At 63.2% G+C, this 20248-nt stretch carries 19 protein-coding genes; 8 read left to right on the top strand and 11 right to left on the bottom strand.

Annotation, left to right across the window (positions count from 1 at the left end):
* Positions 1-9 precede the first annotated feature (9 nt).
* The 5 genes from MA07_RS11800 to MA07_RS11780 form a co-directional block, all read right to left on the bottom strand.
* Entirely contained in the window at positions 10-708 is a 699-nt protein-coding gene (locus MA07_RS11800) for an ABC transporter ATP-binding protein (protein WP_036350748.1), read from the bottom strand.
* Positions 708-1463, bottom strand: coding sequence for an ABC transporter ATP-binding protein (locus tag MA07_RS11795; protein ID WP_036350745.1), 756 nt, complete (start codon positions 1461-1463; stop codon positions 708-710). Before MA07_RS11795 ends, MA07_RS11800 begins: the two co-directional genes overlap by 1 nt.
* Complete coding sequence (locus tag MA07_RS11790) at positions 1456-2487, bottom strand: branched-chain amino acid ABC transporter permease (RefSeq protein ID WP_052003099.1); 1032 nt, start codon at positions 2485-2487, stop codon at positions 1456-1458. Before MA07_RS11790 ends, MA07_RS11795 begins: the two co-directional genes overlap by 8 nt.
* 10 nt (positions 2488-2497) lie before the next feature.
* Positions 2498-3418: a branched-chain amino acid ABC transporter permease gene (locus MA07_RS11785; RefSeq protein ID WP_036350744.1), complete on the bottom strand. Its 921-nt coding sequence runs from the start codon at positions 3416-3418 to the stop codon at positions 2498-2500.
* A 137-nt stretch (positions 3419-3555) separates the two neighbouring features.
* On the bottom strand, positions 3556-4731 hold the full coding sequence (locus MA07_RS11780; protein ID WP_152568837.1) for an ABC transporter substrate-binding protein: 1176 nt from the start codon (positions 4729-4731) through the stop codon (positions 3556-3558).
* A 381-nt stretch (positions 4732-5112) separates the two neighbouring features.
* Here MA07_RS11780 and MA07_RS11775 point away from each other — a divergent pair, with 381 nt between their 5' ends.
* The 8 genes from MA07_RS11775 to MA07_RS11740 all read left to right on the top strand — a co-directional run bounded on the left by MA07_RS11775 (position 5113) and on the right by MA07_RS11740 (position 14803).
* Positions 5113-6762 carry a benzoate-CoA ligase family protein gene (locus MA07_RS11775; protein WP_052003098.1) on the top strand — a complete coding sequence of 550 codons (1650 nt, stop codon included), beginning with the start codon at positions 5113-5115 and terminating at the stop codon, positions 6760-6762.
* Between the two features lie 86 nt (positions 6763-6848).
* Complete coding sequence (locus tag MA07_RS11770) at positions 6849-9203, top strand: bifunctional salicylyl-CoA 5-hydroxylase/oxidoreductase (RefSeq protein WP_036350742.1); 2355 nt, start codon at positions 6849-6851, stop codon at positions 9201-9203.
* 1 nt (position 9204) lies between these two features.
* Positions 9205-9972 (top strand): SDR family oxidoreductase, encoded by a 768-nt coding sequence (locus MA07_RS11765; RefSeq protein ID WP_081928933.1) that lies wholly within the window; start codon positions 9205-9207, stop codon positions 9970-9972.
* A 1-nt stretch (position 9973) separates the two neighbouring features.
* Positions 9974-10483, top strand: coding sequence for a MarR family transcriptional regulator (locus MA07_RS11760; RefSeq protein WP_152568836.1), 510 nt, complete (start codon positions 9974-9976; stop codon positions 10481-10483).
* Positions 10480-11316: an enoyl-CoA hydratase family protein gene (locus MA07_RS11755; RefSeq protein ID WP_036350739.1), complete on the top strand. Its 837-nt coding sequence runs from the start codon at positions 10480-10482 to the stop codon at positions 11314-11316. The genes MA07_RS11760 and MA07_RS11755 overlap by 4 nt, the downstream gene beginning before the upstream one ends.
* 1 nt (position 11317) lies before the next feature.
* Positions 11318-12502 carry an acyl-CoA dehydrogenase family protein gene (locus MA07_RS11750; RefSeq protein WP_036350737.1) on the top strand — a complete coding sequence of 395 codons (1185 nt, stop codon included), beginning with the start codon at positions 11318-11320 and terminating at the stop codon, positions 12500-12502.
* A 14-nt stretch (positions 12503-12516) separates the two neighbouring features.
* Positions 12517-12966 (top strand): RidA family protein, encoded by a 450-nt coding sequence (locus MA07_RS11745; RefSeq protein WP_036350736.1) that lies wholly within the window; start codon positions 12517-12519, stop codon positions 12964-12966.
* A gap of 100 nt (positions 12967-13066) precedes the next feature.
* Complete coding sequence (locus MA07_RS11740; protein ID WP_160195432.1) at positions 13067-14803, top strand: mechanosensitive ion channel domain-containing protein; 1737 nt, start codon at positions 13067-13069, stop codon at positions 14801-14803.
* A gap of 16 nt (positions 14804-14819) precedes the next feature.
* On the opposite strand, the gene greA is transcribed toward MA07_RS11740, so the two are convergent.
* From greA to MA07_RS11710, 6 genes are all read right to left on the bottom strand, one after another.
* Positions 14820-15287, bottom strand: a complete 468-nt coding sequence (greA, locus tag MA07_RS11735) for a transcription elongation factor GreA (protein WP_036350734.1) — start codon at positions 15285-15287, stop codon at positions 14820-14822.
* A gap of 61 nt (positions 15288-15348) precedes the next feature.
* Entirely contained in the window at positions 15349-16467 is a 1119-nt protein-coding gene (locus MA07_RS11730; RefSeq protein WP_244445238.1) for a branched-chain amino acid ABC transporter permease, read from the bottom strand.
* Positions 16464-17486: a branched-chain amino acid ABC transporter permease gene (locus MA07_RS11725; RefSeq protein ID WP_036350732.1), complete on the bottom strand. Its 1023-nt coding sequence runs from the start codon at positions 17484-17486 to the stop codon at positions 16464-16466. Before MA07_RS11725 ends, MA07_RS11730 begins: the two co-directional genes overlap by 4 nt.
* Positions 17483-18208 (bottom strand): ABC transporter ATP-binding protein, encoded by a 726-nt coding sequence (locus MA07_RS11720; RefSeq protein ID WP_036350730.1) that lies wholly within the window; start codon positions 18206-18208, stop codon positions 17483-17485. Before MA07_RS11720 ends, MA07_RS11725 begins: the two co-directional genes overlap by 4 nt.
* The gene (locus MA07_RS11715; protein WP_036350729.1) at positions 18201-18980 is read right to left on the bottom strand and encodes an ABC transporter ATP-binding protein; all 780 of its coding nucleotides are present in this window, start codon (positions 18978-18980) and stop codon (positions 18201-18203) included. Before MA07_RS11715 ends, MA07_RS11720 begins: the two co-directional genes overlap by 8 nt.
* Positions 18981-18988: 8 nt before the next feature.
* Positions 18989-20179, bottom strand: a complete 1191-nt coding sequence (locus MA07_RS11710) for a substrate-binding domain-containing protein (RefSeq protein WP_036350727.1) — start codon at positions 20177-20179, stop codon at positions 18989-18991.
* Positions 20180-20248 lie beyond the last annotated feature (69 nt).

The following is a 20248-nucleotide window of genomic DNA, read 5'->3' as shown; positions in this document are numbered from 1 at the left end:
TGGTCGTCCTTAGACGTGCAGATACCGGTCCTTGAGACTGGTATCCGTCATGAGTTCTTCACTGGTTCCCGTCCAGACCGAGCGGCCCTTCTCGATGATTACGTGACGGTCGGCGAAGGTCGCCAGCACGCCCACATTCTTGTCGATAACCAGAATGGATTGGCGCTCGCTCTTGAGGCGCTTGAGGCACATCCAGATCTCGGCGCGGATGAGCGGTGCCAGTCCTTCTGTCGCCTCGTCCAGAATGAGCAGCTTGGGGTTGGTCATCAGGGCTCGGCCGATGGCGAGCATCTGCTGCTCACCGCCGGAGAGCTGCGTTCCGAGATTGCTCCGGCGTTCCTTCAGCCGTGGAAACAGATCGTACACGGCATCCAATGTCCAGCGACGGGAGCCTGTGCGGGTCGACGCCGTTGCGACAAGGTTCTCCTCGACCGTCAGGGTCGGGAAGATCTGGCGTCCCTCCGGCACGAGCCCGATGCCGGTCTGGGCAATGCGATAGGGTGCGAGCCCCGTCACGACGGCCCCATCGAAGCGCACTTCGCCGCCGCGCGGACGCAGGAGGCCCATGATGGAGCGCACGGTGGTGGTCTTGCCCATGCCATTGCGACCGAGAAGCGTCACCACCTCGCCGGCGCCGATGTCGAGCGAAATGTCGAACAGAACCTGGGCGGCGCCGTAGGAGGCCTGGAGCTGCCGGATGGAAAGCATCAGACCATCTCCTCTTCGCCGAGATAGGCCGCACGGACATCGTGATTGGCCCTGACTCTCTCCGGCGTGTCGGTGGCGATGACGCGCCCATAGACGAGAACCGAAACCTGGTCCGCAAGGGAGAAGACTGCCTCCATGTCGTGCTCGATGAGGACGATGGTCAGACGGTCCTTCAGGCGGCGCAGGGTCTCGACCACGCGCTGCGATTCGTCGTGCCCGGTTCCGGCCAGGGGCTCATCGAGCAGAAGCAGCTTCGGGGATGTCGCAAGGCCGATGGCGAGCTCCAGCTGACGCTTCTCGCCGTGTGACAGAAGCCCTGCCGGAATGTGGGCGCGTGCGCCAAGTCCAACCTCGCCAAGGCATTCCATGGCCCGGCCGTTCAAATCCTTCTCCTGCGAGGCATTGCCGAAGAAGCGGAAGCTCGAGCCGGAGCGGGCCTGAACCGCGAGCGCCACATTCTCCAGCGCGGAGAACCCGGGCAGAATCGAGGTGATCTGGAACGACCGTGCGAGGCCGCGTTCCACCCTCTGCGGCATGGAAAGATGGGTGACGTCCTCGCCGGCGAACAGGATCTGGCCCGAATTGGACGGGAGCATGCCCGAGATCTGGTGAATGAGAGTCGTCTTCCCCGCGCCGTTGGGCCCGATGATCGCGTGCAACTCGCCGGGCTGGACCGAGAGGCTGACATCGTCGGTGACGACAAGTGCGCCGTAGTTCTTTCGCAGATTGCGGAGTTCGAGCAGCGCCTCAGCCATGACGCGGCCCCCTCAGCAGGCCCATGATGCCACCCCTGACGAACAGCACGATCAGAATGAGCAGGGGGCCGAACACCATCTTCCAGTTCTCCGCAAGATGCGCTCTCGTCTCCTCGCTGAGGAAGAAGCTCACCGTATGCAGGATCTCGGGCAGGAACTCCTCCAGCAGGAGGAAGGCGGCGGCTCCGATGATGGCTCCGTGCAGGGAGCCGAGCCCGCCAAGCACCACCATGAAGATCAACTCGCCCGAGCGCTGCCACGTCATGAAGGCCGGGCTGACGAACTCTGCCTGGTTGGCCAGGAGGCATCCTGCAAGTCCCGCCATCATGCCGCTGATCACATAGGCAGCGAGCTGAAAGCGGAAGGGCCGGAAGCCGATGGCTTCCATGCGAACGGCGTTCTCCCGTGTCCCGCGCAGGACACGACCGAACCGCGAGGCGACGAGCGACCGCGAGAGGGCATAGACTCCGAACAGGCAGAGCAGGCAGACCCAGTAGAAGGTGAAATCGTTCTTCAGCCAGTCGGCTCCAACGACGAGGCTGCGGGATGCGAGCGTCATGCCGTCGTCCCCGCCATAAGGCGCAAGCGACGTCGCCAGGAAGTACAGCATCTGACCGAAGGCGAGGGTAATCATGATGAAATAGACGCCCTTCGTCCGCAGGGAGATGGCGCCCGTGACAAAAGCAAAGGCCGCGGAGGCAAGGATGGCGACCGGAATCTGAATAAACGCATCCTCGAAGCCATGGCTCGCCAGGATCCCGACTGCATAGCCGCCGAGGCCGAGAAAGGCTGCATGGCCGAAGCTCACAAGCGCGCCGTAGCCGAGGATGAGATCGAGCGCCATGGCGGCTATGCCGAAGATCATCACCCGCGTGAGCAGGGACAAGACATAGCCTTCCGCGCCGGAGAAGGAGGCGAGGAGCGGTGCCGCTGCAAAGGCGGCAAAGAGCACCACAGGGACGATCTCCAGCCGTGCACCGAGCGAAGGGGCGGGAGCAGACTGGGTTTCGACGATTTCGGTCATGGCTCCGCCCTCAACGCTTTACAGGAAACAGGCCAGAGGGTCGGAAGAACAGCACGGCGGCCATGAAGATGTAGATCAGCATTGGCGCAATGGCGCGCCCGGTCTGGCTGGCGGCCGCGGGATCAAGGACAAGGCGCAGCAGATTGGGCGCGAAGGAGCGGCCGACCGTGTCCACGAGGCCGATCAGCAGCGCAGCCAGGAATGCGCCACGGATTGACCCGATGCCGCCGATGACGATGACCACAAAGGCCAGGATGAGGATGTTGTCGCCCATGCCGGGCTCGACGGACAGGATCGGCGCAACCATGGCGCCGGCGAAGCCCGCCAGCATGGCGCCGAAACCGAACACCACCATGAACAACCGCTGGATGTTGACGCCAAGCGCCGAAACCATGGAGGCGTTGCTGGCGCCTGCGCGTACCAGCATGCCGACGCGCGTGTGATTGACGAGAACATAGAGCAGGCCGGCGATCACGAGACCGGCTGCGATGATGGCAAGTCGGTAGACCGGATAGAGCAGTCCGTTTGCGATCTCCACCGAACCCGAGAGCAGTTCGGGTACGGGAACGCTCAAAGGTGCCGCGCCCCAGACGAACTTCACGCCTTGGTTCAGGAAGAGGATCACGCCGAAAGTGGCGAGCACCTGGTCGAGATGATCGCGATCATAGAGATGGCGGAACACAAGCACTTCCAGGAGGAGGCCGAAGGCCAGCGCGGTTGGCAGAGCGAGGAGGAGCGCCCAGCCGAAGCTCCCGGTCCAGGCGCTGAACGCCGCGACCAGATAGGCGCCGACCATGTATTGCACGCCGTGCGCCAGGTTGATGAAGTCCATCACCCCGAAGACCAGAGTGAGGCCGGCGGCGATGAGGAAGAGGATGAGGCCGAACTGAAGGCCGTTCAGAGCCTGTACGAGAAAGAGGGTTGCTGTCATCGGGGCATCACTGGCTGCAGACCTGCATCAACCGAGCCTCCGCTCGCATGCCCTCAGGCGAGAGCATCATAAAGAGTGCTTTGAAAAAGCGGCCTGTCTCAGATCCCTCCGAGACAGGCCGGGTCAGCCGAAAGGGCTCAGTTCGTCGGCGTGCACTCCTTGGCGTAGGCATCCGTGTAATCGTCGAACACCTTCTCGACGATCTCGGTCTGCAGCTTGCCATCGGGGCGCTTTGCGGCCTTCACCAGATAGAAGTCCTGGATCGGGAAACCGTTGGCGCCGAACTTGAAGTCGCCACGCAGAGACTTGAACTCAGCCTTCTGAATGGCTGAGCGCAGGGCGTCCTTATTGTCGGTCTTGCCACCCGTCGCCCTGAGGGCAGCATCGATCAGGAGAGCCGCGTCGTAGGAGTGCATCGCATAGGAGGCCGGGACGGCGTTAAAGGCCGCCACATAGTCCTCCACGAACTTCTTGTTCTGCGGTGTATCGAGGTTCGGAGCCCAGTTCGAGCCTCCGAACATACCGAGCGCCGCGTCCTGCTGGGCATGCAGTGTCGACTCGTCCACCGTGAAGGCGGAGAGGAAAGGGATGCGGTCTGCAAGACCCGCTGCGCGGTACTGCTTGACGAGATTCACGCCCATGCCGCCCGGCATGAAGGTGAAGATGGCGTCCGGCTGCATGGAGGCGATCTTCGCAAGCTCGGACTGGAAGTCGAGTGTGTTGAGAGGAGTGTAGGATTCCTCGACGATCTCGCCCTTGTAGTGGCGCTTGAATCCGGCCAGTGCATCCTTGCCGGCCTGATAGTTCGGCGCCAGCAGATAAACCTTCTTGTAGCCGCGGTCCTGCGCGACCTTGCCCAGAACCTCGTGATTCTGGTCATTCTGGTAGGAGGTGGCAAAGAAGTACGGGTTGCAGCTCTTGCCAGCGAGGTTCGACGGGCCGGCATTCACGCTGATGTAGAAGGTCTTGGAATCGACGATCGGCTTGTGGGTGGCAACCGCCACGTTCGAGAAGATCGGGCCGACGACAAAGTCGACCTTATCGCGCTCGATGAGGCCTTTGACCTTCGTCACGGCGACGTCGGGCTTCAGCTCATCGTCGACGACGATCACTTCGACGTCGCGTCCGCCGAGTTTCCCGCCGAGATCCTTCATGGCGAGCTGGAAGCCATCCCGCGCATGCTGGCCGAGCACTGCCGAGGGGCCGGAGAGGGTGAGGAGGAGGCCGACCTTCAGCTTCTCCTGCGCCATGGCAGGCGCTCCAGTCAGAGTCACGGCCGCTGCGAGGCCAAGGGTTTTGATTGTTACGTTCATCATGATCTCCCGAGTGGCTGTTCCCTGCGCACGTTTGCCGTGCTTGCGTGATTGTTCCCGGCGGGACGTAAGGCGCCTCGACGGAAGGGGCGGCGTTACTCTGCCGCAAAACTTTTGTGCCGAATACTCCCTTTGTTGGAGCCCTCGTGCTGGCGTCCCCAAAAATTGGGATTGCCAAGGATTGTTTTAAGTTTAAAATAAATTCTGCCTTCTTCAAGTGGATTGTTTCGCAGGGGAAGGCTGGTGGGATGACAGCTGCGTGAGGAGCGGGACGAGGGAGCCTGAGGAGCGCGTTTGCTACTTTCGGCGTATCGGGACCCAATCTCTCCAGGCCCGCGCGGCATTGCTCTCCTGCTCCACAATCGAACGGAGGAGCGGACGATGGCGGAAACGGCTCATGTGGATACCTTCGCGAGAGACAACCTTCCGCCCGAGGAACAGTGGCCGGCATTCATCTTTACCCGTCCCGAACTGCAGTATCCCGAGCGATTGAATTGCGCCGTGGCATTCCTCGACCGATGGGTCGAGGCGGGCAGGGGCGACGAGCCCTGCCTGATTAGCCCGGCCGAGACGCTCACCTATCGCGAGCTCCAGGAGCGGGTGAACCGGATCTGCAACGTGCTGGCCCAGCGGCTTGGTTTCGTGCCCGGCAACCGGGTTCTCCTGCGATCCGCCAATAACCCCATGATGGTGGCAGCCTACTTGGCGGTGCTGAAGGCCGGGGGCGTTGTCGTCGCCACCATGCCGCTGCTGCGGGCCAGGGAGATCGCATATCCGTTGAACAAGGCCCGCATCACGATAGCGCTCTGCGACCATCGCCTCGCTGAGGAGATGGAGCGCGCCAAGACCTTGGCGCCCGATCTGCAGCACGTCGTGTACTGGGGGGCGGGCAAACCGGAGAGCCTGGAAGCCTTAATCGCCGGAGCTTCGGCCGAGTTCGAGGCCGTGGATACGGCCGCGGACGATGTGTGCCTGATCGGCTTCACCTCCGGCACGACGGGCGAGCCGAAGGGCACGATGCATTTCCATCGCGATATGCTGGCGATCTGCGATGCCTACTCGCGCAACGTGCTGCGGCCCGAGCCGAGCGACCGCTTCATCGGCTCGCCGCCTCTCGCCTTCACATTCGGCCTCGGCGGCATCGTGCTGTTTCCGATGCGGGTCGGCGCCTCGACCGTGCTGCTGGAGAAAGCCGGTCCTGACGATCTCCTCCCGGCGATCATGCAGTACAAGGCCACGATCTGCTTCACGGCGCCGACAGCCTACCGCGCCATGCTGTCGAAGCTTGAAGGCTACGACATCTCGTCCTTGCGCAAATGCGTCTCCGCCGGCGAACCCCTGCCGAAGGGCACCTTCGAGGCGTGGAGGGATGCGACGAGCATCCGGCTCATGGACGGGATCGGAGCGACGGAAATGCTGCACATCTTCATCGCCGCCAGGGAGGAGGAGATCCGTCCCGGTGCGACCGGCAAGCCCGTTCCCGGATACGAGGCAAAGGTCATCGACGAGGAGGGGCGCAATCTGCCGCCCGGCAGCGTCGGCCGTCTGGCCGTCCGTGGGCCGACCGGGTGCCGCTACCTCGCCGACGAGCGGCAGGGCAAGTACGTGCAGGGCGGCTGGAACGTCACGGGCGATACCTACCTCATGGATGAGGATGGATACTTCTGGTACCAGGCCCGCTCCGACGACATGATCATCTCCGCAGGCTACAACATCGCGGGACCTGAAGTCGAGGCGGCGCTCCTCACCCATCCGGCCGTGGCGGAATGCGGTGTCGTCGGAGCGCCGGATGACGGCCGCGGTACGGTTGTGAAAGCTTACGTGGTTCTGCGTCCAGATTACGTCCCGAGCGCAGAAATGACCAAAGCCATTCAGGATCACGTGAAACAGGAGATCGCCCCGTACAAATATCCACGTGTGATCGAGTATGTGGATGCGTTGCCGCGGACGCAAACCGGGAAGCTTCAACGTTTCGAACTTCGGCGCATTGCGCAGGAGGTTGCCAAGCCGCCTGAGGCGATGAGTGCCTGATTATGCCGGGAGTCGAGGAACCAGCTTTCAGGTTGATCAGCAATTATTTTAAGCTTAAAATAAATTAGTAACTTGGACAGGATCCCATGAAGACGGCGATCATCGGCGGCGGCCCTGCGGGGCTCTATTTCGCAATTCTGCTGAAGAAGCTCAGGCCGGAAGCCGACATCACGGTATATGAGCGCAACCGGGCCGACGAGACCTTCGGCTTCGGGGTCGTTTTTTCCGATGCAACCCTCGACAATTTCGAGAAACACGACCTGCCGAGCTATCAGAGGATCGTCCGCGAGTTCGCCTATTGGGATGACATCTCCATCCATTTCAGGGGAACCGAGCACCGGATCGGAGGCAACGGCTTCTGCGGCTGCTCACGGCGCACGCTTCTCCTGATCCTGCAGGACCGGGCCGAGGAACTCGGCGTCACGTTGCGCTACGAGGCGGATGTCGATGACGAGAGCCTGTTCGCGGATGCGGATCTCGTGGTGGTGGCCGACGGCATCAACAGCCGCTTCCGGGAGCGCTATGCGGATCACTTCCAGCCCGAAGTGGACCTGAGGCCCAACAAGTTCACCTGGATGGGTTCGACCAAGCCGCTCGATGCCTTCACCTTCATCTTCCAGGAGACCGAGTGGGGCCCCTTCATCGCCCATGCCTATCAGTATGAGGCGAACCGCTCCACCTGGGTGTTCGAGACCGACCCGGAGACCTTCGAGCGCGCCGGGTTGAAGGACAAGAGCGAGGCAGAATCCGCCGCGCTCATGGAACGGATTTTCGGCTGGTTCCTCGGCGGGCATCGCATTCTCACCAACCGTTCGATCTGGCGCAACTTCCCGATGATCCGCAACAAGCGCTGGGTCATGGGCAACAAGGTGCTGCTCGGCGACGCCAAGGCTTCGGCGCATTTCTCCATCGGTTCGGGCACGAAGCTCGCCATGGAGGATGCCATCGCTCTCTATGAAGCCCTCAAGCGCAGTTCAAACGTCGAGGGAGCCCTGGCGCTCTATGAGACGGGGCGGCGCGAGGAGGTCGAGAAGACGCAGCACGCGGCCGACGTGTCGCTGGTCTGGTTCGAGCACGTGGCGCGCTTCTGGGATTTCGATCCGGTGCAGTTCGCTTTCGGCGTGATGACCCGCGCCAAGGCGATCACCTACGACAACCTGCGTCTGCGGGCGCCCAATTTCGTCACGGCGGTTGACCAGACCTTTGCGAAGCAGGTGCGCCGGCAGGGCTTCGACGTTTCGGTGGAGAGCCCCACGGTCCCCATGTTCCAGCCGTATCGGCTGCGGGAGATGAAAATCGCCAACCGGGTGGTCGTGTCTCCGATGGACATGTACTCGGCCAAAGACGGAGTGCCGAACGATTTCCATCTTGTTCATTACGGTGCACGCGCTACGGGTGGTGCGGGGCTCGTGTTCACAGAGATGACCTGCGTCTCGCCGCAATCCCGCATCACGCTCGGCTGCACCGGCCTATGGAACGACGAGCAGGAGGCCGCCTGGAAGCGGATCGTCGACTTCGTTCATGCGAACTCGGAGACGAAGATCTGTCTGCAACTCGGGCATGCGGGTCGGAAAGGTGCCACCAAGCTCATGTGGGAGGGCATCGACCGACCGCTGGAAGAGGGCGCCTGGGACATCTGCTCCGCATCGCCGATTCCCTACTTCCCGGACAGCCAGGTGCCGCGCGAGGTGACACGGGCGGAACTCGACACCATCAAGGCGCAGTTCGTCGAGGCGGCTGTTCGTGGCGAGCGTGCCGGTTTCGACATGCTCGAACTCCACTGCGCTCACGGATACCTGCTGGCGAGCTTCATCTCGCCGCTCACCAACCGGCGCACGGACGAGTATGGCGGCTCCATCGAAAACCGCTTGCGCTATCCGCTGGAGGTGTTCGACGCCATGCGTGAGGTCTGGCCTGCGCATAAGCCCATGTCGGTGCGTATCTCCGCGACGGATTGGGCCGAGGGCGGTGTAACCGGCGAGGACGCGGTCGAGGTCGCCCGTGCTTTTGCCGAGCACGGGGTCGATCTCGTCGACGTTTCGACAGGACAGACCGTGCGCGAGGCACGGCCGATCTACGGGCGCATGTTCCAGACGCCGTTTTCCGATCAGGTGCGCAACGAGGCACGTGTCGCCACAATGTGCGTCGGCAACATCACGACGGCCGATCAGGTGAACACGATCCTCGCCGCAGGACGGGCGGATCTCGTCGCCCTCGGCCGGCCGCATCTCGTCGATCCGTTCTTCACCATGAAGGCTGCGGCCTGGTACGGTGCTGCAAGCATTCATTGTCCGCCGCAATATCATGCCGGCCGGGATCAGATCTTCCGCAACTCCGTGCGCGACCGTCAGGATCTGGAGGAGCTGAAGGTCAAGGCCAAGCCCAAGACCCGGGCCGAGCTGAAGATGGAGGCCGGTGAGAAGCCTCTCGCGGCGGAATGACATGACCATGACAACTCTCAAGGGCCGGCATGCACTGGTCACCGGCGGCGGCCGCGGGATCGGTCGAGCGATTGCAGCATCGCTCGTCAAAGCCGGAGCGACCGTGACCATCGTGGGGCGCAACCCCGCGACGCTCGAGCAAGCCATCATGCAGGGCGATGCTCATGCGGCTGCCGTGGCGGATGTTTCGGATTCGCAGAGAGTGCAGGCCGCCGTGCAGGAAGCGGTTGCACGCAACGGGCCGGTCGATCTGATGATCGCCAATGCCGGAGGGGCGGCGTCCGCACCGTTCATGAAATCCGGTCCTGAGGTCTTCCGGCAGATGCTGGACGTGAATCTGCTCGGCGTCACGAACGTGGCGCAGGCCGTGCTGAGTTCCATGACCGAACGGGGCTTCGGTCGGATCGTGGCCGTCGCCTCCACGGCAGGCTTGAAGGGCTATCCCTATGTAAGCGCCTATTGCGCTGCGAAGCACGCAGTGATCGGCTTCATTCGCGCCCTCGCGCTTGAGACCGCCAGAACCGGCGTGACCGTAAATGCCGTCTGTCCGGGTTTTACCGATACTGATCTCGTGGCGGAGAGCCTCGAGAAGATCATGGCGAAGACCGGCCGGACCCGGGACGAAGCTTTGGGCGAACTCGTGAAGCATAACCCGCAGGGCAGATTGATTGACCCATCGGAGGTGGCCGGCGCGGTGCTCTGGCTCTGCAGCGAAGAAGCACGATCCGTGACGGGGCAGGCCATCGTGGTGGCCGGGGGAGAGATCTGAGATGGACGATCAGGCAATTCCGCTCGATGCCGAAACCAAGGCGGTCGAGATGCCGGAGGATCACCGGGAGGAACTGCGCCTCTGGCTGCGCATTCTCACCTGCACCACCCTCATCGAAGGCGAAGTGCGCCGCCGCCTGCGAGAGCAGTTCGACGTCACCTTGCCGCGTTTCGACCTGATGGCGCAGCTCGACAAGGCGCCGGATGGGATGACCCTGTCCGATCTCTCAAAGCGCATGATGGTCTCGAACGGGAATCTCACCGGTCTCGTCGATCGGCTCGTCGCCTCCGGTCACATCGTGCGCACGGCTTCTCCGACGGATCGCAGAGCGTCGGTGATCAGTCTGACGGAAAGCGGGCGCGCCGAGTTTCGCACCATGGCGGCCGAACATGAGCACTGGATTGCCGAATTGTTCGGCGATCTGACGGAGAAGGATCGGGGCGAGCTGATGCGGCTTCTCGGAAAGACCAAGCTGTCGGCGCGGCGCGCCATTCAAGGAGAGGGCCAGTGATGCAGGTTGCCAATTCCGTCACGTTGCCGCTTGCCGCTTATGAGCCGCGCCATTTTCTCCTCACTGTCGATGGGCCTGTTGCGACGGTCACGCTCAATCGCCCGGAGAAGAAGAACCCGCTCACCTTCGAGAGCTACCGCGAGCTGGCGGATTTCTTCCACGCCTGTGCAAAGGACGATGAGGTCAAAGTCATCGTCGTGACAGGGGCCGGCGGGAACTTCTCGTCCGGAGGTGATGTCTTCGAAATCATCGGCCCGCTGGTCGAGATGGACACGAAAGGCCTCACCGCTTTCACACGCATGACCGGGGAACTGGTGAAGGCCATGCGGGCTGCGCCTCAACCGATCATTGCGGCCGTTGAAGGCATCTGCGCCGGCGCTGGCGCCATCGTGGCGATGGCCTCCGACATTCGGCTAGCGGCGCCTGGCGCGAAGGTGGCGTTCCTGTTCAACAAGGTGGGCCTTGCAGGCTGCGATATGGGCGCCTGCGCCATCCTCCCGCGCATCATTGGTCAGGGCCGGGCCTCGGAGCTGCTCTATACGGGCCGCTTCATGAGTGCCGAGGAAGGCGAGCGGTGGGGCTTCTTCAGTCGCGTTGTCGATTCCGGTGAACTCCTGGGCGAGGCAGGCAACCTGGCTCGGATGATCGGGACCGGACCAACCTATGCCAATACGATGACGAAGCGCATGCTCGCGATGGAATGGGCCATGTCGGTCGAAGAGGCCATTGAGGCCGAGGCTGTGGCGCAGGCTCTGTGCATGACCACCGAGGACTTTGCCCGCGCCTATCGTGCCTTCGCGGCGAAGGAGAAACCGGTCTTCAAGGGAGATTGACGTGGTCGATACGAGCTTTCTCTCCTGGCCCTTCTTCGAGGGCCGTCACCGGCAATTTACCGAAGGCTTGCGTGACTGGGCTGCACGGGAGGTCCGCCCTCTGATCGATCATCATGACGTGGACGCCTCCTGCCGCAGTCTCGTACGCCGCCTCGGCGAAGGTGGATGGCTCAAGGCTGTGGTGCCCCAGGCCTATGGCGGCCTGTCTCCGACCTTTGATGTCCGCACCCTGTGCCTTGCCCGTGAGACGCTGGCCTACCAGGACGGCTTGGCGGATTTTGCCTTCGCCATGCAGGGGCTCGGGACGGGTCCGGTTACCCTGTTCGGCTCCGAAGCGCTGAAGGAACGGTACCTGCCGCCGGTTGCCCGCGGCGAAGCCATTGCAGCCTTCGCGCTGTCGGAGCCTGAGGCAGGTTCGGATGTCGCCGCCATGAGCACGACTGCGACGCCCGACGGGCCAGATCACGTACGCCTCGACGGCGTGAAGACATGGATCTCGAATGGCGGCATTGCGGACCATTACGTGGTGTTCGCACGATCAGGCGAGGCGCCTGGGGCGAAGGGTCTGTCGGCCTATGTGGTCGATGCGCAGACGCCAGGGCTGACGATCGAGAACCGGATCGATGTCATCGCACCCCACCCTCTCGCAACTCTGCGCTTCGAAGGTTGTCGCGTGCCGCTCTCGCAGCGCGTCGGAGGCTCCGGCGAGGGGTTCCGGGTGGCCATGGCGACCCTCGACGTCTTCCGCTCGACGGTGGGAGCCGCAGCCTTGGGCCTTGCCCGCCGCGCGCTCGACGAGGCGCTGCAGCACGCTTCCTCCCGCAAGCTCTTCGGGGCTCCTCTGGGCGATCTGCAGTTGACACAGGCCTCGCTCGCCGACATGGCAACGGGCGTCGATACCGCTGCGCTCCTGGTCTACCGGGCAGCATGGACCAAGGACCAGGGTGCGGAGCGCGTCACCCGCGAGGCCGCCATGGCGAAGATGCATGCCACGGAAGAGGCGCAGCGGGTGATCGACAAAGCCATGCAGATCTTCGGCGGCCTCGGCGTCACCAAGGGCGTGAAGGTCGAAGAGCTTTATCGCGAGATCAGGGCTCTGAGGATTTATGAGGGAGCGACGGAAGTGCAGAAGATCGTGATTGCACGGGAACTCCTGAAAATGCACGCACAGCGATCCAATCACTAAGCGGGAGGATTCCGATGACAGCTGCTGTTGGGGATGCTCCCTTGCCCGTCGCCGATGACGGTCCCGAAGTTCTGAACCCGAAGCACTGGCCGACCCCGAAGGGCTATGCCAACGGCATGATGGCCGAAGGCAGGTTCGTGGTCACCGGCGGCATCGTCGGCTGGGATGAGAACGGTGCCTTTGCCGATGGCTTCGTCGCGCAGGCGCGCCAGATCTTCGAGAACATCCGCGCGATTCTGGCCGAGGGAGGCGCTGAGCCCCGGCATCTGGTGCGGCTGACCTGGTATGTGGTCGACATCGAAGAGTATCTGACGCATCTGCGTGAACTCGGCCGAGCATATCGGGACGTCTTCGGCGCCCATTACCCGGCCATGGCGCTCGTCCAGGTCGTGCGCCTCGTGGAAAAGGCCGCCAGGATTGAAATCGAGGCGACCGCCGTCGTTCCCCATCGGGCGTCGACCTGACCTCTCCGCCCTGGGCGGGAATGAAGGATGGCTTCGGTTGGAAGGTCCCGTCCGATGGACTAGGATGGCGGTCCTTGGATTTCAGGACCGGGGACGCGCCATGATGAACTCCCTGCAACTAGCACTGCGCGAGATGGCAATCCCTCTTGCCAGCGTGGTTCTATTGGCCCTGTTCATCGTCTTGCAGGTTGTCGGGACGCCGCAGGCGCTCGGAGGTCTCGGTTTCCTCTCTCCGGCGCAGACGTCGAGCCCCAGGGCAACCCTGGAGGGCTTCCGCGCCGATACATCACGCGCGACGGCTCTGCTCATGGAGGCTTACCGGGAGAGCAGGTCCGAACCCGGCCTGTCGTTAAGCGAGAGCGTCGACCGGAAGGCCGCGGAGGCCGATGCCCTTTTGGCCAGAGCCTCCCAGACTCTCGACCTGCGGGATATCCCGCCTGTCGAACTGGAGCACCGGAGACTTGAATCCGTCTTTCTCCTGAAAGAGATCCTCGACCGTGTCCCGTTGCCGGAGTTAAGCGCCATCCCAGGTAATGAGGAGGTCACTGAAAAGCCGCCGGCAAGCTGGAATGTGCCTGGAACGGACCTGCGGATCGTGCGCGTGGCGGACGGTCCTAGGGCAGGCGAGTACCTGTTCTCGAAGGCAACGGTCCTGCGGCTTGATGGCTTCTACGAAGCTATCCGCAGCGAGCCGAAGCTGAGCGGCGGATCGGCCGATTTCTATGACTTCTACAGCCAGTCCCCTGGCTATCTGCTGCCGCCGAAATGGTTCCGGGTGATCGAAGCCCTGCCGGCATCCTTCAGGACTGAGATCGAGGGGCAGGCAGTCTGGCAATGGATCGCCTTCGCGCTCGTAACGGTCCTGGCCCTGGGAGCCGTTCTCGGCGTGCGGTCCCTGGCGCGCAATGCCGCCTCGTCCCCAAGCGGAACGGTGCAGGTCCTGGCAGGTGTGATCGTGCCCGGTGCCGTTGCCGTGGCGGCTCTGTTCGTGCGCTACATGAGCGACAACCAGATCAACCTGACGGGGCAGGTCAACAACATTGTCGAGGAGGTTGCCGAAGGCACCGCCTACATCGCCATGATCTGGGCTGTCATTGCCTTCTCCAACGCCCTTGCTGGAAGGCTCTACCTGTCTGCCACGAAGAGCATCGACGCTCATCTGGCACGAGCTGCCATTCGCATTGCCGGTATTGCCGTCGCCACCACACTCCTCATCTACGGAGCCTCCCATCTCGGAATTCCGTTGGCGGGTCTCCTGGCCGGTCTCGGGGTCGGCGGCCTGGCGGTTGCCCTTGCGGCCAAGCCGACCCTGGAGAACTTCATCGGCGGCCTGATCCTCTATGCGGACCGGCCAGTTCGCGTGGGCGACCTGTGCCGCTTCGGCAATCTCGAAGGCAGGGTTGAGGAAATCGGGATCCGCTCGACCCGGATCAGGGGGCTCGACCGAACTCTGATCACGATCCCGAACGCCACTTTCGTGAACATGAACATCATCAACCTGACCAACCGGGACCGGATGCCTTACGACCGGGTCATCGGACTGGTGGGCGCGAACACGCCGGAGATCCGCCACGAGATCGAGGCCATCGCGGCCCTCGTGGCGGAGCATCCCAGGATCGAGCGCGGCTCCGTCCAGGCAAGGCTGCGGGAGGGATATGAGGAGAAGCCGAAGGTCGAGATCTGCGCCTTGATCACGACCTCGAAGTGGAGCGAGTTCCTGCAGATCCAGCAGGAGCTCGATTTGATGCTGCGCGACAGGATGAAGGCCTCCGCGCATGACGAAGAGGCAGCTTCAGATGCACCGGACAACGTCGTACCGCTCAAGGATCCTGCATGAGCGAGGGCTGAGGATCTCAGATGGTGATCGAGACGATCTCGGCCTGGCCCTGGCCGACGATGACGGTATCCCCGACCTCCTTGCCCATGAGGGCCTGAGCCAAGGGCGAGATGTACGAGAGGCTGCCCTTGGCAGGGTCGGCCTCATCCTCTCCGACGATGCGGTAGGTCTGTCGGCGTCCGTCCTCGCGCTCGAAGGTGACCTCGGCGCCGAAGCGGACGTGGGAGGTGTCGGTGGGCGGGGGCACCACCTCGGCCGAAACCCTGCGGGCCGACCAATAGCGCAGATCGCGGGAGAGGCGGGCGACCTCGGCTTTGTCGTCCCTGACCTGCGCGTCCCTCAGGCGCTTCTCCAGGGCCGCAATTTCCGCATCCATGCGGGCGAGACCCGCCGGTGTGACGAGATGGTGAGGGCTGATCGACCGGTCAGGCAGGTCCTCGAAGGCTTCTCCGCCCTCAGATTCACGAACAAAGGCACGACTCATGGCGCTTCCTCCGCCTGGGAGGGAAACGATTCGAGCGTAGCTTAAGTTTCCGGGCTAACCTTTAGGACTTGCCCTGCCTCAGGCGGCCGACGACGCCGCCTGGAAAGGCATAGACGCTGATGATGAACAAGGCGCCGAGCCACAGCAGCCAACGGTCGGGATGAATGAGGTTGGGCAGGAGCGGGATGCCTGCGAGAGCTGCACTTCCGGCCCCCATCAGCACCTGCAGGTAGCTCTGGGCCAGGACGAACAGGGCCGCCCCGATGACGGCGCCATACATGGTGCCCATGCCGCCGATTACGACCATGAGCAGGATGTCGATCATGATCGAGAAGGACAGGGTGGTGTCCGGTCCGTTGTAGCGCAGCCATAGGGCCATCAGCGCGCCGGCGATCGTCGCGGCCAGGGCCGAGATGACGGAAGCGGCCGTGCGGTAGGCGACAACCCGGTAGCCCAGCGCTTCCGCCCGGAACTCGTTCTCGCGGATCGCCTGCAGCACGCGGCCGAAGGGCGAGTTCACGATCCGCAGCAGGGCAAGGAAGACGAGGAGCGAGACCACGAAAACGAGATAATAGGCCAGCAGGCGGCCGTTGATCATGGTTCCGAAGACCGGCTCGGAGAACAGCCGGAAGGCCGGGCGAAGCGCCGGCGGCAGCTGGAACGACAGCCCGTCCTCGCCACCGGTGATCTCAGACAGCTGAGAGGCCAGAACAGCTGCTGCGGTCGCGACCGCCAGGGTGATCATCGAGAAGAAGATGGCGCGCACCCGGAGCGACAGCAGGCCGATGGCAATCGCCAGGACGGCCGAGAGGGCGAGGGCTGCTATTAAGCCGATAGCAGCAGAGCTCCAGGTAGGTCCCATGCGTTCGAGCGCGATGGCGATGCCGTAGCCGCCGATGCCGAAGAACATGGTGTGGGCGAAGGAGACGATGCCGGAATAGCCGAGCAGCAGGTCGTAGCTCGCGACCAGGACGATGAACACGCAGATCTTCGCCGCCGTGCCCACGGGCTGGCTTCCCGAGAACAGGAAAGGGGTCGCGGCCAGCAGCACGAAGATAGCGAGGAGAATGAAGCTCAAGGCCCGCGAGCGGGGCAGGTCGGAGGACAAAAGCCCGGTCAGGAGCCCGCCGCGCCGGCGGGTCTCGTCGAAGGGAAGGGGGAGGGCAGGAGATGAGGTCATCGGCGTGCTACCGGAAACAGGCCCTGGGGACGCCAGACGAGGACGAGGGCCATGACGAGGATGTTGGAGATCAGCGCCAGCTTCGGCTCGATGAAGCCGACATAATTGGCCACGAGGGCGACGAGGATGGACCCCACGAAGCATCCGCCGACGGAGCCGAGGCCACCGATGATGATGACGATGAACACCAGCACCATCACCTCCATGCCCATGCCGGCGGTGAGCGTCTGGCGGTAGAAGGCCCACATGACGCCGCCGAGACCGGCGAGCGCAGAGCCGGCGATGAACACGCTGACGAAGAGCCGGCGGATGCGGTAGCCCAGTGCCTCGACCATCTCCGGGTTCTCGACGCCGGCGCGGATGAGCAGGCCGATACGGGTGCGGTTGAGGATCAGTTGCATCCCCATGAACACCACAAGACCGATGACGACCGCGATAACCCGGTAGCGCTCCATGACGATGTCACCGAGCACGAAGGCGCCACGCAGGGATTGCGGCAGCGGGATCGGGATCGGCGAAGCGCCCCAGATGGCGTGGATCAGCTGCTCGGTCACGATCAGGCCGCCCATGGTGACCAGGATCTGCTTGAGATGGCTCCCATAGACCGGACGGACGATCACCCGCTCGAAAACGGCCCCGGCCAGGGCCGTGACGCCCATAGCGACCAGGATGCAAAGCCCAAGGAGCGCCAAGTTCAAACCGATGGAATCCGACAGCGCCCAGCCGGCCAGGGGGCCCAATACGAGAAGAGTGGCGTAGGCGCCGAGCGAGATGAAAACACCGTGTCCGAAATTGATGATGTCCATGAGGCCGAACACGAGGGTGAGCCCCGAGGCCATCAGGAAGATCATCATGCCCATGGCGAGCCCTGCGACCGTGAGCGTCACCCAGGTCGAGGGACTGCCGACGAAGGGCAGGGCCAGAAGGCCCAAAGCCGGGATCAGGAGGAGCGGCAACCAATCGGTCTTCGCGCGGGGGAGCTCGGCAGGAGCCGAGGATGGGGCAGCCATGTCACTCATTGGTGAGCATCCAGAGAGAGGCCGAGCAGGCGCTGCTGCATGTCCTTGTCCGCCACGAGGTCGCTCATGGCGCCGGAATGCACGATGCGTCCGTCATCCATCACGATCACATTGTCGCCGAGCGCCGAGGCGGCATAAAAGTTCTGCTCCACGAGCAGGATCGTCTCGCCTGACGCCTTCAGGGCCTTGAAGGCCTCGATCATGCTGCGCACCATGACGGGAGCCAGGCCCTTGGTCGGCTCGTCGATGAGCAGCAGGCGGCGGGGCTCCGCGATGGCGCGGGCAATGGCCAGCATCTGCTTCTGTCCGCCGGAGAGATTGCCGGCGGGCAGGTTCCAGAAGCGCTTGAGCGCGGGAAACAGCCCCAGGATCCAGTCGAGGCGGGTCTTGTCCACGGGACCGCTGCGGGCGGCGAGCACGATATTCTCGCGCACCGTCAGATCGGTGAAGATGCCCATGGCTTCCGGCACGTAGGCGATCCCGGCGCGCGCGATGTCGGGCGTCGACCAGGTGGTGATATCGCTGCCGTCGAAGTGGATGCGACCCGAGGAAGCCTGCCACAGGCCCATGATGGTGCGCAGGGTCGTGGACTTGCCGGCACCATTACGGCCGAGCAGCATGGTCAATTCGCCTGCCGGAACGGCGAAGTCCACCCCGTGGAGAATGTGATAGGGGCCGATATGCGTGTGCACGTCGGAAAGCTGCAGGAGAGGCTCAGTCACGGGCGACCTCCACGCCGAGATAGGCTTCCTGTACCACCGGTGAGGCAATGACCTCGGCGGGATCGCCGTCGGCCACAAGCGCACCGTTGTGCAACACGATGATGCGGTCCGAGAGCGAGCGCACCACGTCCATCTTGTGCTCCACGAGAAGCACGGTGGCATCTCCACGCTGCCTGATGTCGTTGATGAGTTCGAGAATGGTCGGCACCTCGTCGACGCTCATGCCGGCGGTCGGCTCATCGAACATGAAGACCTTGGGCTCCATGGCAATGAGAAGCGCGACCTCAAGCTTGCGTTGGTCCCCGTGCGAGAGCGCTTTCGGCGCGATGTGGCGCTTGTCGGCCAGCCGCACGCGCTCCAGAACCGCCTCCGCCTGCTCGATCAGATCGCGGCGGGTGTTCCACACCTTGAGGAGCGACCAGCCTGCATCGGCACGGCTCTGCACGGCAAGGCGCACATTTTCGAGCGCGGTAAGCTGCGGAAAAAGGTTGGTGAGCTGGAAGGCGCGTCCGAGCCCGCGCTTGGTGCGGGCCGAGGGAGCAAGACCCGTGATGTCCTCGCCGCCGACGATCACCTGACCTGATGAGGCGCGCAACTGGCCGGAGATCAGGTTGAAATAGGTGGTCTTGCCGGCGCCGTTGGGACCGACAATGGATGTAAGCGTGCCGGGAGTGAAGCGGCACGACACATCGTTGACGGCCACATGGCCGCCGAAGCGAATAGTAAGCCCGCGCGTTTCAAGCGCGGGCGTCGTTGTCGTTGATGCGGTCACTGGTCTGTTTAGCGCTTGTTCCGAACCGGGATCGGCATCTTGTCGGCCGGAATGGTGGCCACGAGATCGAGCAGGTCGTTCGCGTCCTTGCCGTTAGCCTTGACCTTGAAGTGATACATCTCCTGCAGGGCCTGGTGGTCTTCCTTGCGGAAGGTCATCGGCCCCTTCGGCGTCTCGAAGGTCATGCCCTCCATGGCCGTGATCAGCTTCTCGGTGTCGGTGCCGCCTGCCTTCTGGATGGCCGTGACGGCAGCGGACGCCGCAGCGAAGCCACCTGCGGTGAAGAAGTCCGGCGGTGCATTGAAGCGCTTCTGGTGCTCGGCTACGAGCCAGTCGTTCATCGCGTTCTTCGGGAAGGCATGGTAGTAGTAGATCGCGCCTTCCATGCCGGGGTAGTTCTTGTAGATCTGCATGGCCGGCAGGATGTTGCCGCCGGGCGCGATCTCGATACCGAAGCGCTCGGGCTTCAGGTCGGCGATCTTCGGCAGCGGATGCTGGCCGGCCCAGATGATGTTGATGATCTTCTTGCCCGGCTTGTCCTTCAGCGCGTCGAAGATGCGCTGAGCGGAGGCCGTGAAGTCGGTGGCGTTCTGCGGAGCATATTCCTCGAACACGACCTTCGCATTCGGGCGGATCTCGGCGAGGGCGTTCTTCAGGGCCGCCACGCCGTCCTTGCCGAAGGCATAGTCCTGCGCGAGGGTCGCAATCGACACGTCGCCGCTTGCCGGCACCGAGGCTGCCGCACCATAGGCATCCTGCGTCGAGTTGCGGGAGGTGCGGAAGATGAAGCGGTTCCACTTCTCGCCGGTGATCGCGTCGGCCACGGCGGGCTCCACGATCAGGACCTTGCCGTTCTCCTCAGCAACGGGAAGCATGGCCAGAGCCGCAGCGGACGAGGTGGTGCCGACGGCGAGATCGACCTTGTCGTCGTTGTAGGCCTGCTCAAGCAGCGTCTTGGCGAGATCGGCCTTGAGTTGATCGTCCTTGACGATCACGTTGATCTTGCGGCCGTTGATGGCCATCGTGCCCTTGGTCAGGTACTCCAGGCCCATCATGAAGCCGGCTTCGGTCTGCTTGGCGTAGGCCTCGAGCGGACCGGTCTTGCCGGCGATCAGAGCGATCTTGATGTCTTGAGCAAAAGCTGAAGATGCAAAGAAAATTCCTGCCGCAGCGGCAGCGATTTTAAGTCTCAGGCGCATCGGTCTCCCCGTTCTGTTATTGCGCCATTGATGACTTTGCAGTGCAGCATGTCAAGCGCGGGTCGCGCG

It is taken from the genome of Microvirga sp. BSC39, from assembly GCF_000739015.1.
Classification (GTDB): Bacteria; Pseudomonadota; Alphaproteobacteria; order Rhizobiales; family Beijerinckiaceae; genus Microvirga.
Note: the sequence above shows the minus strand (reverse complement) of the source record. Positions and strands in the feature narration are given on the sequence as shown.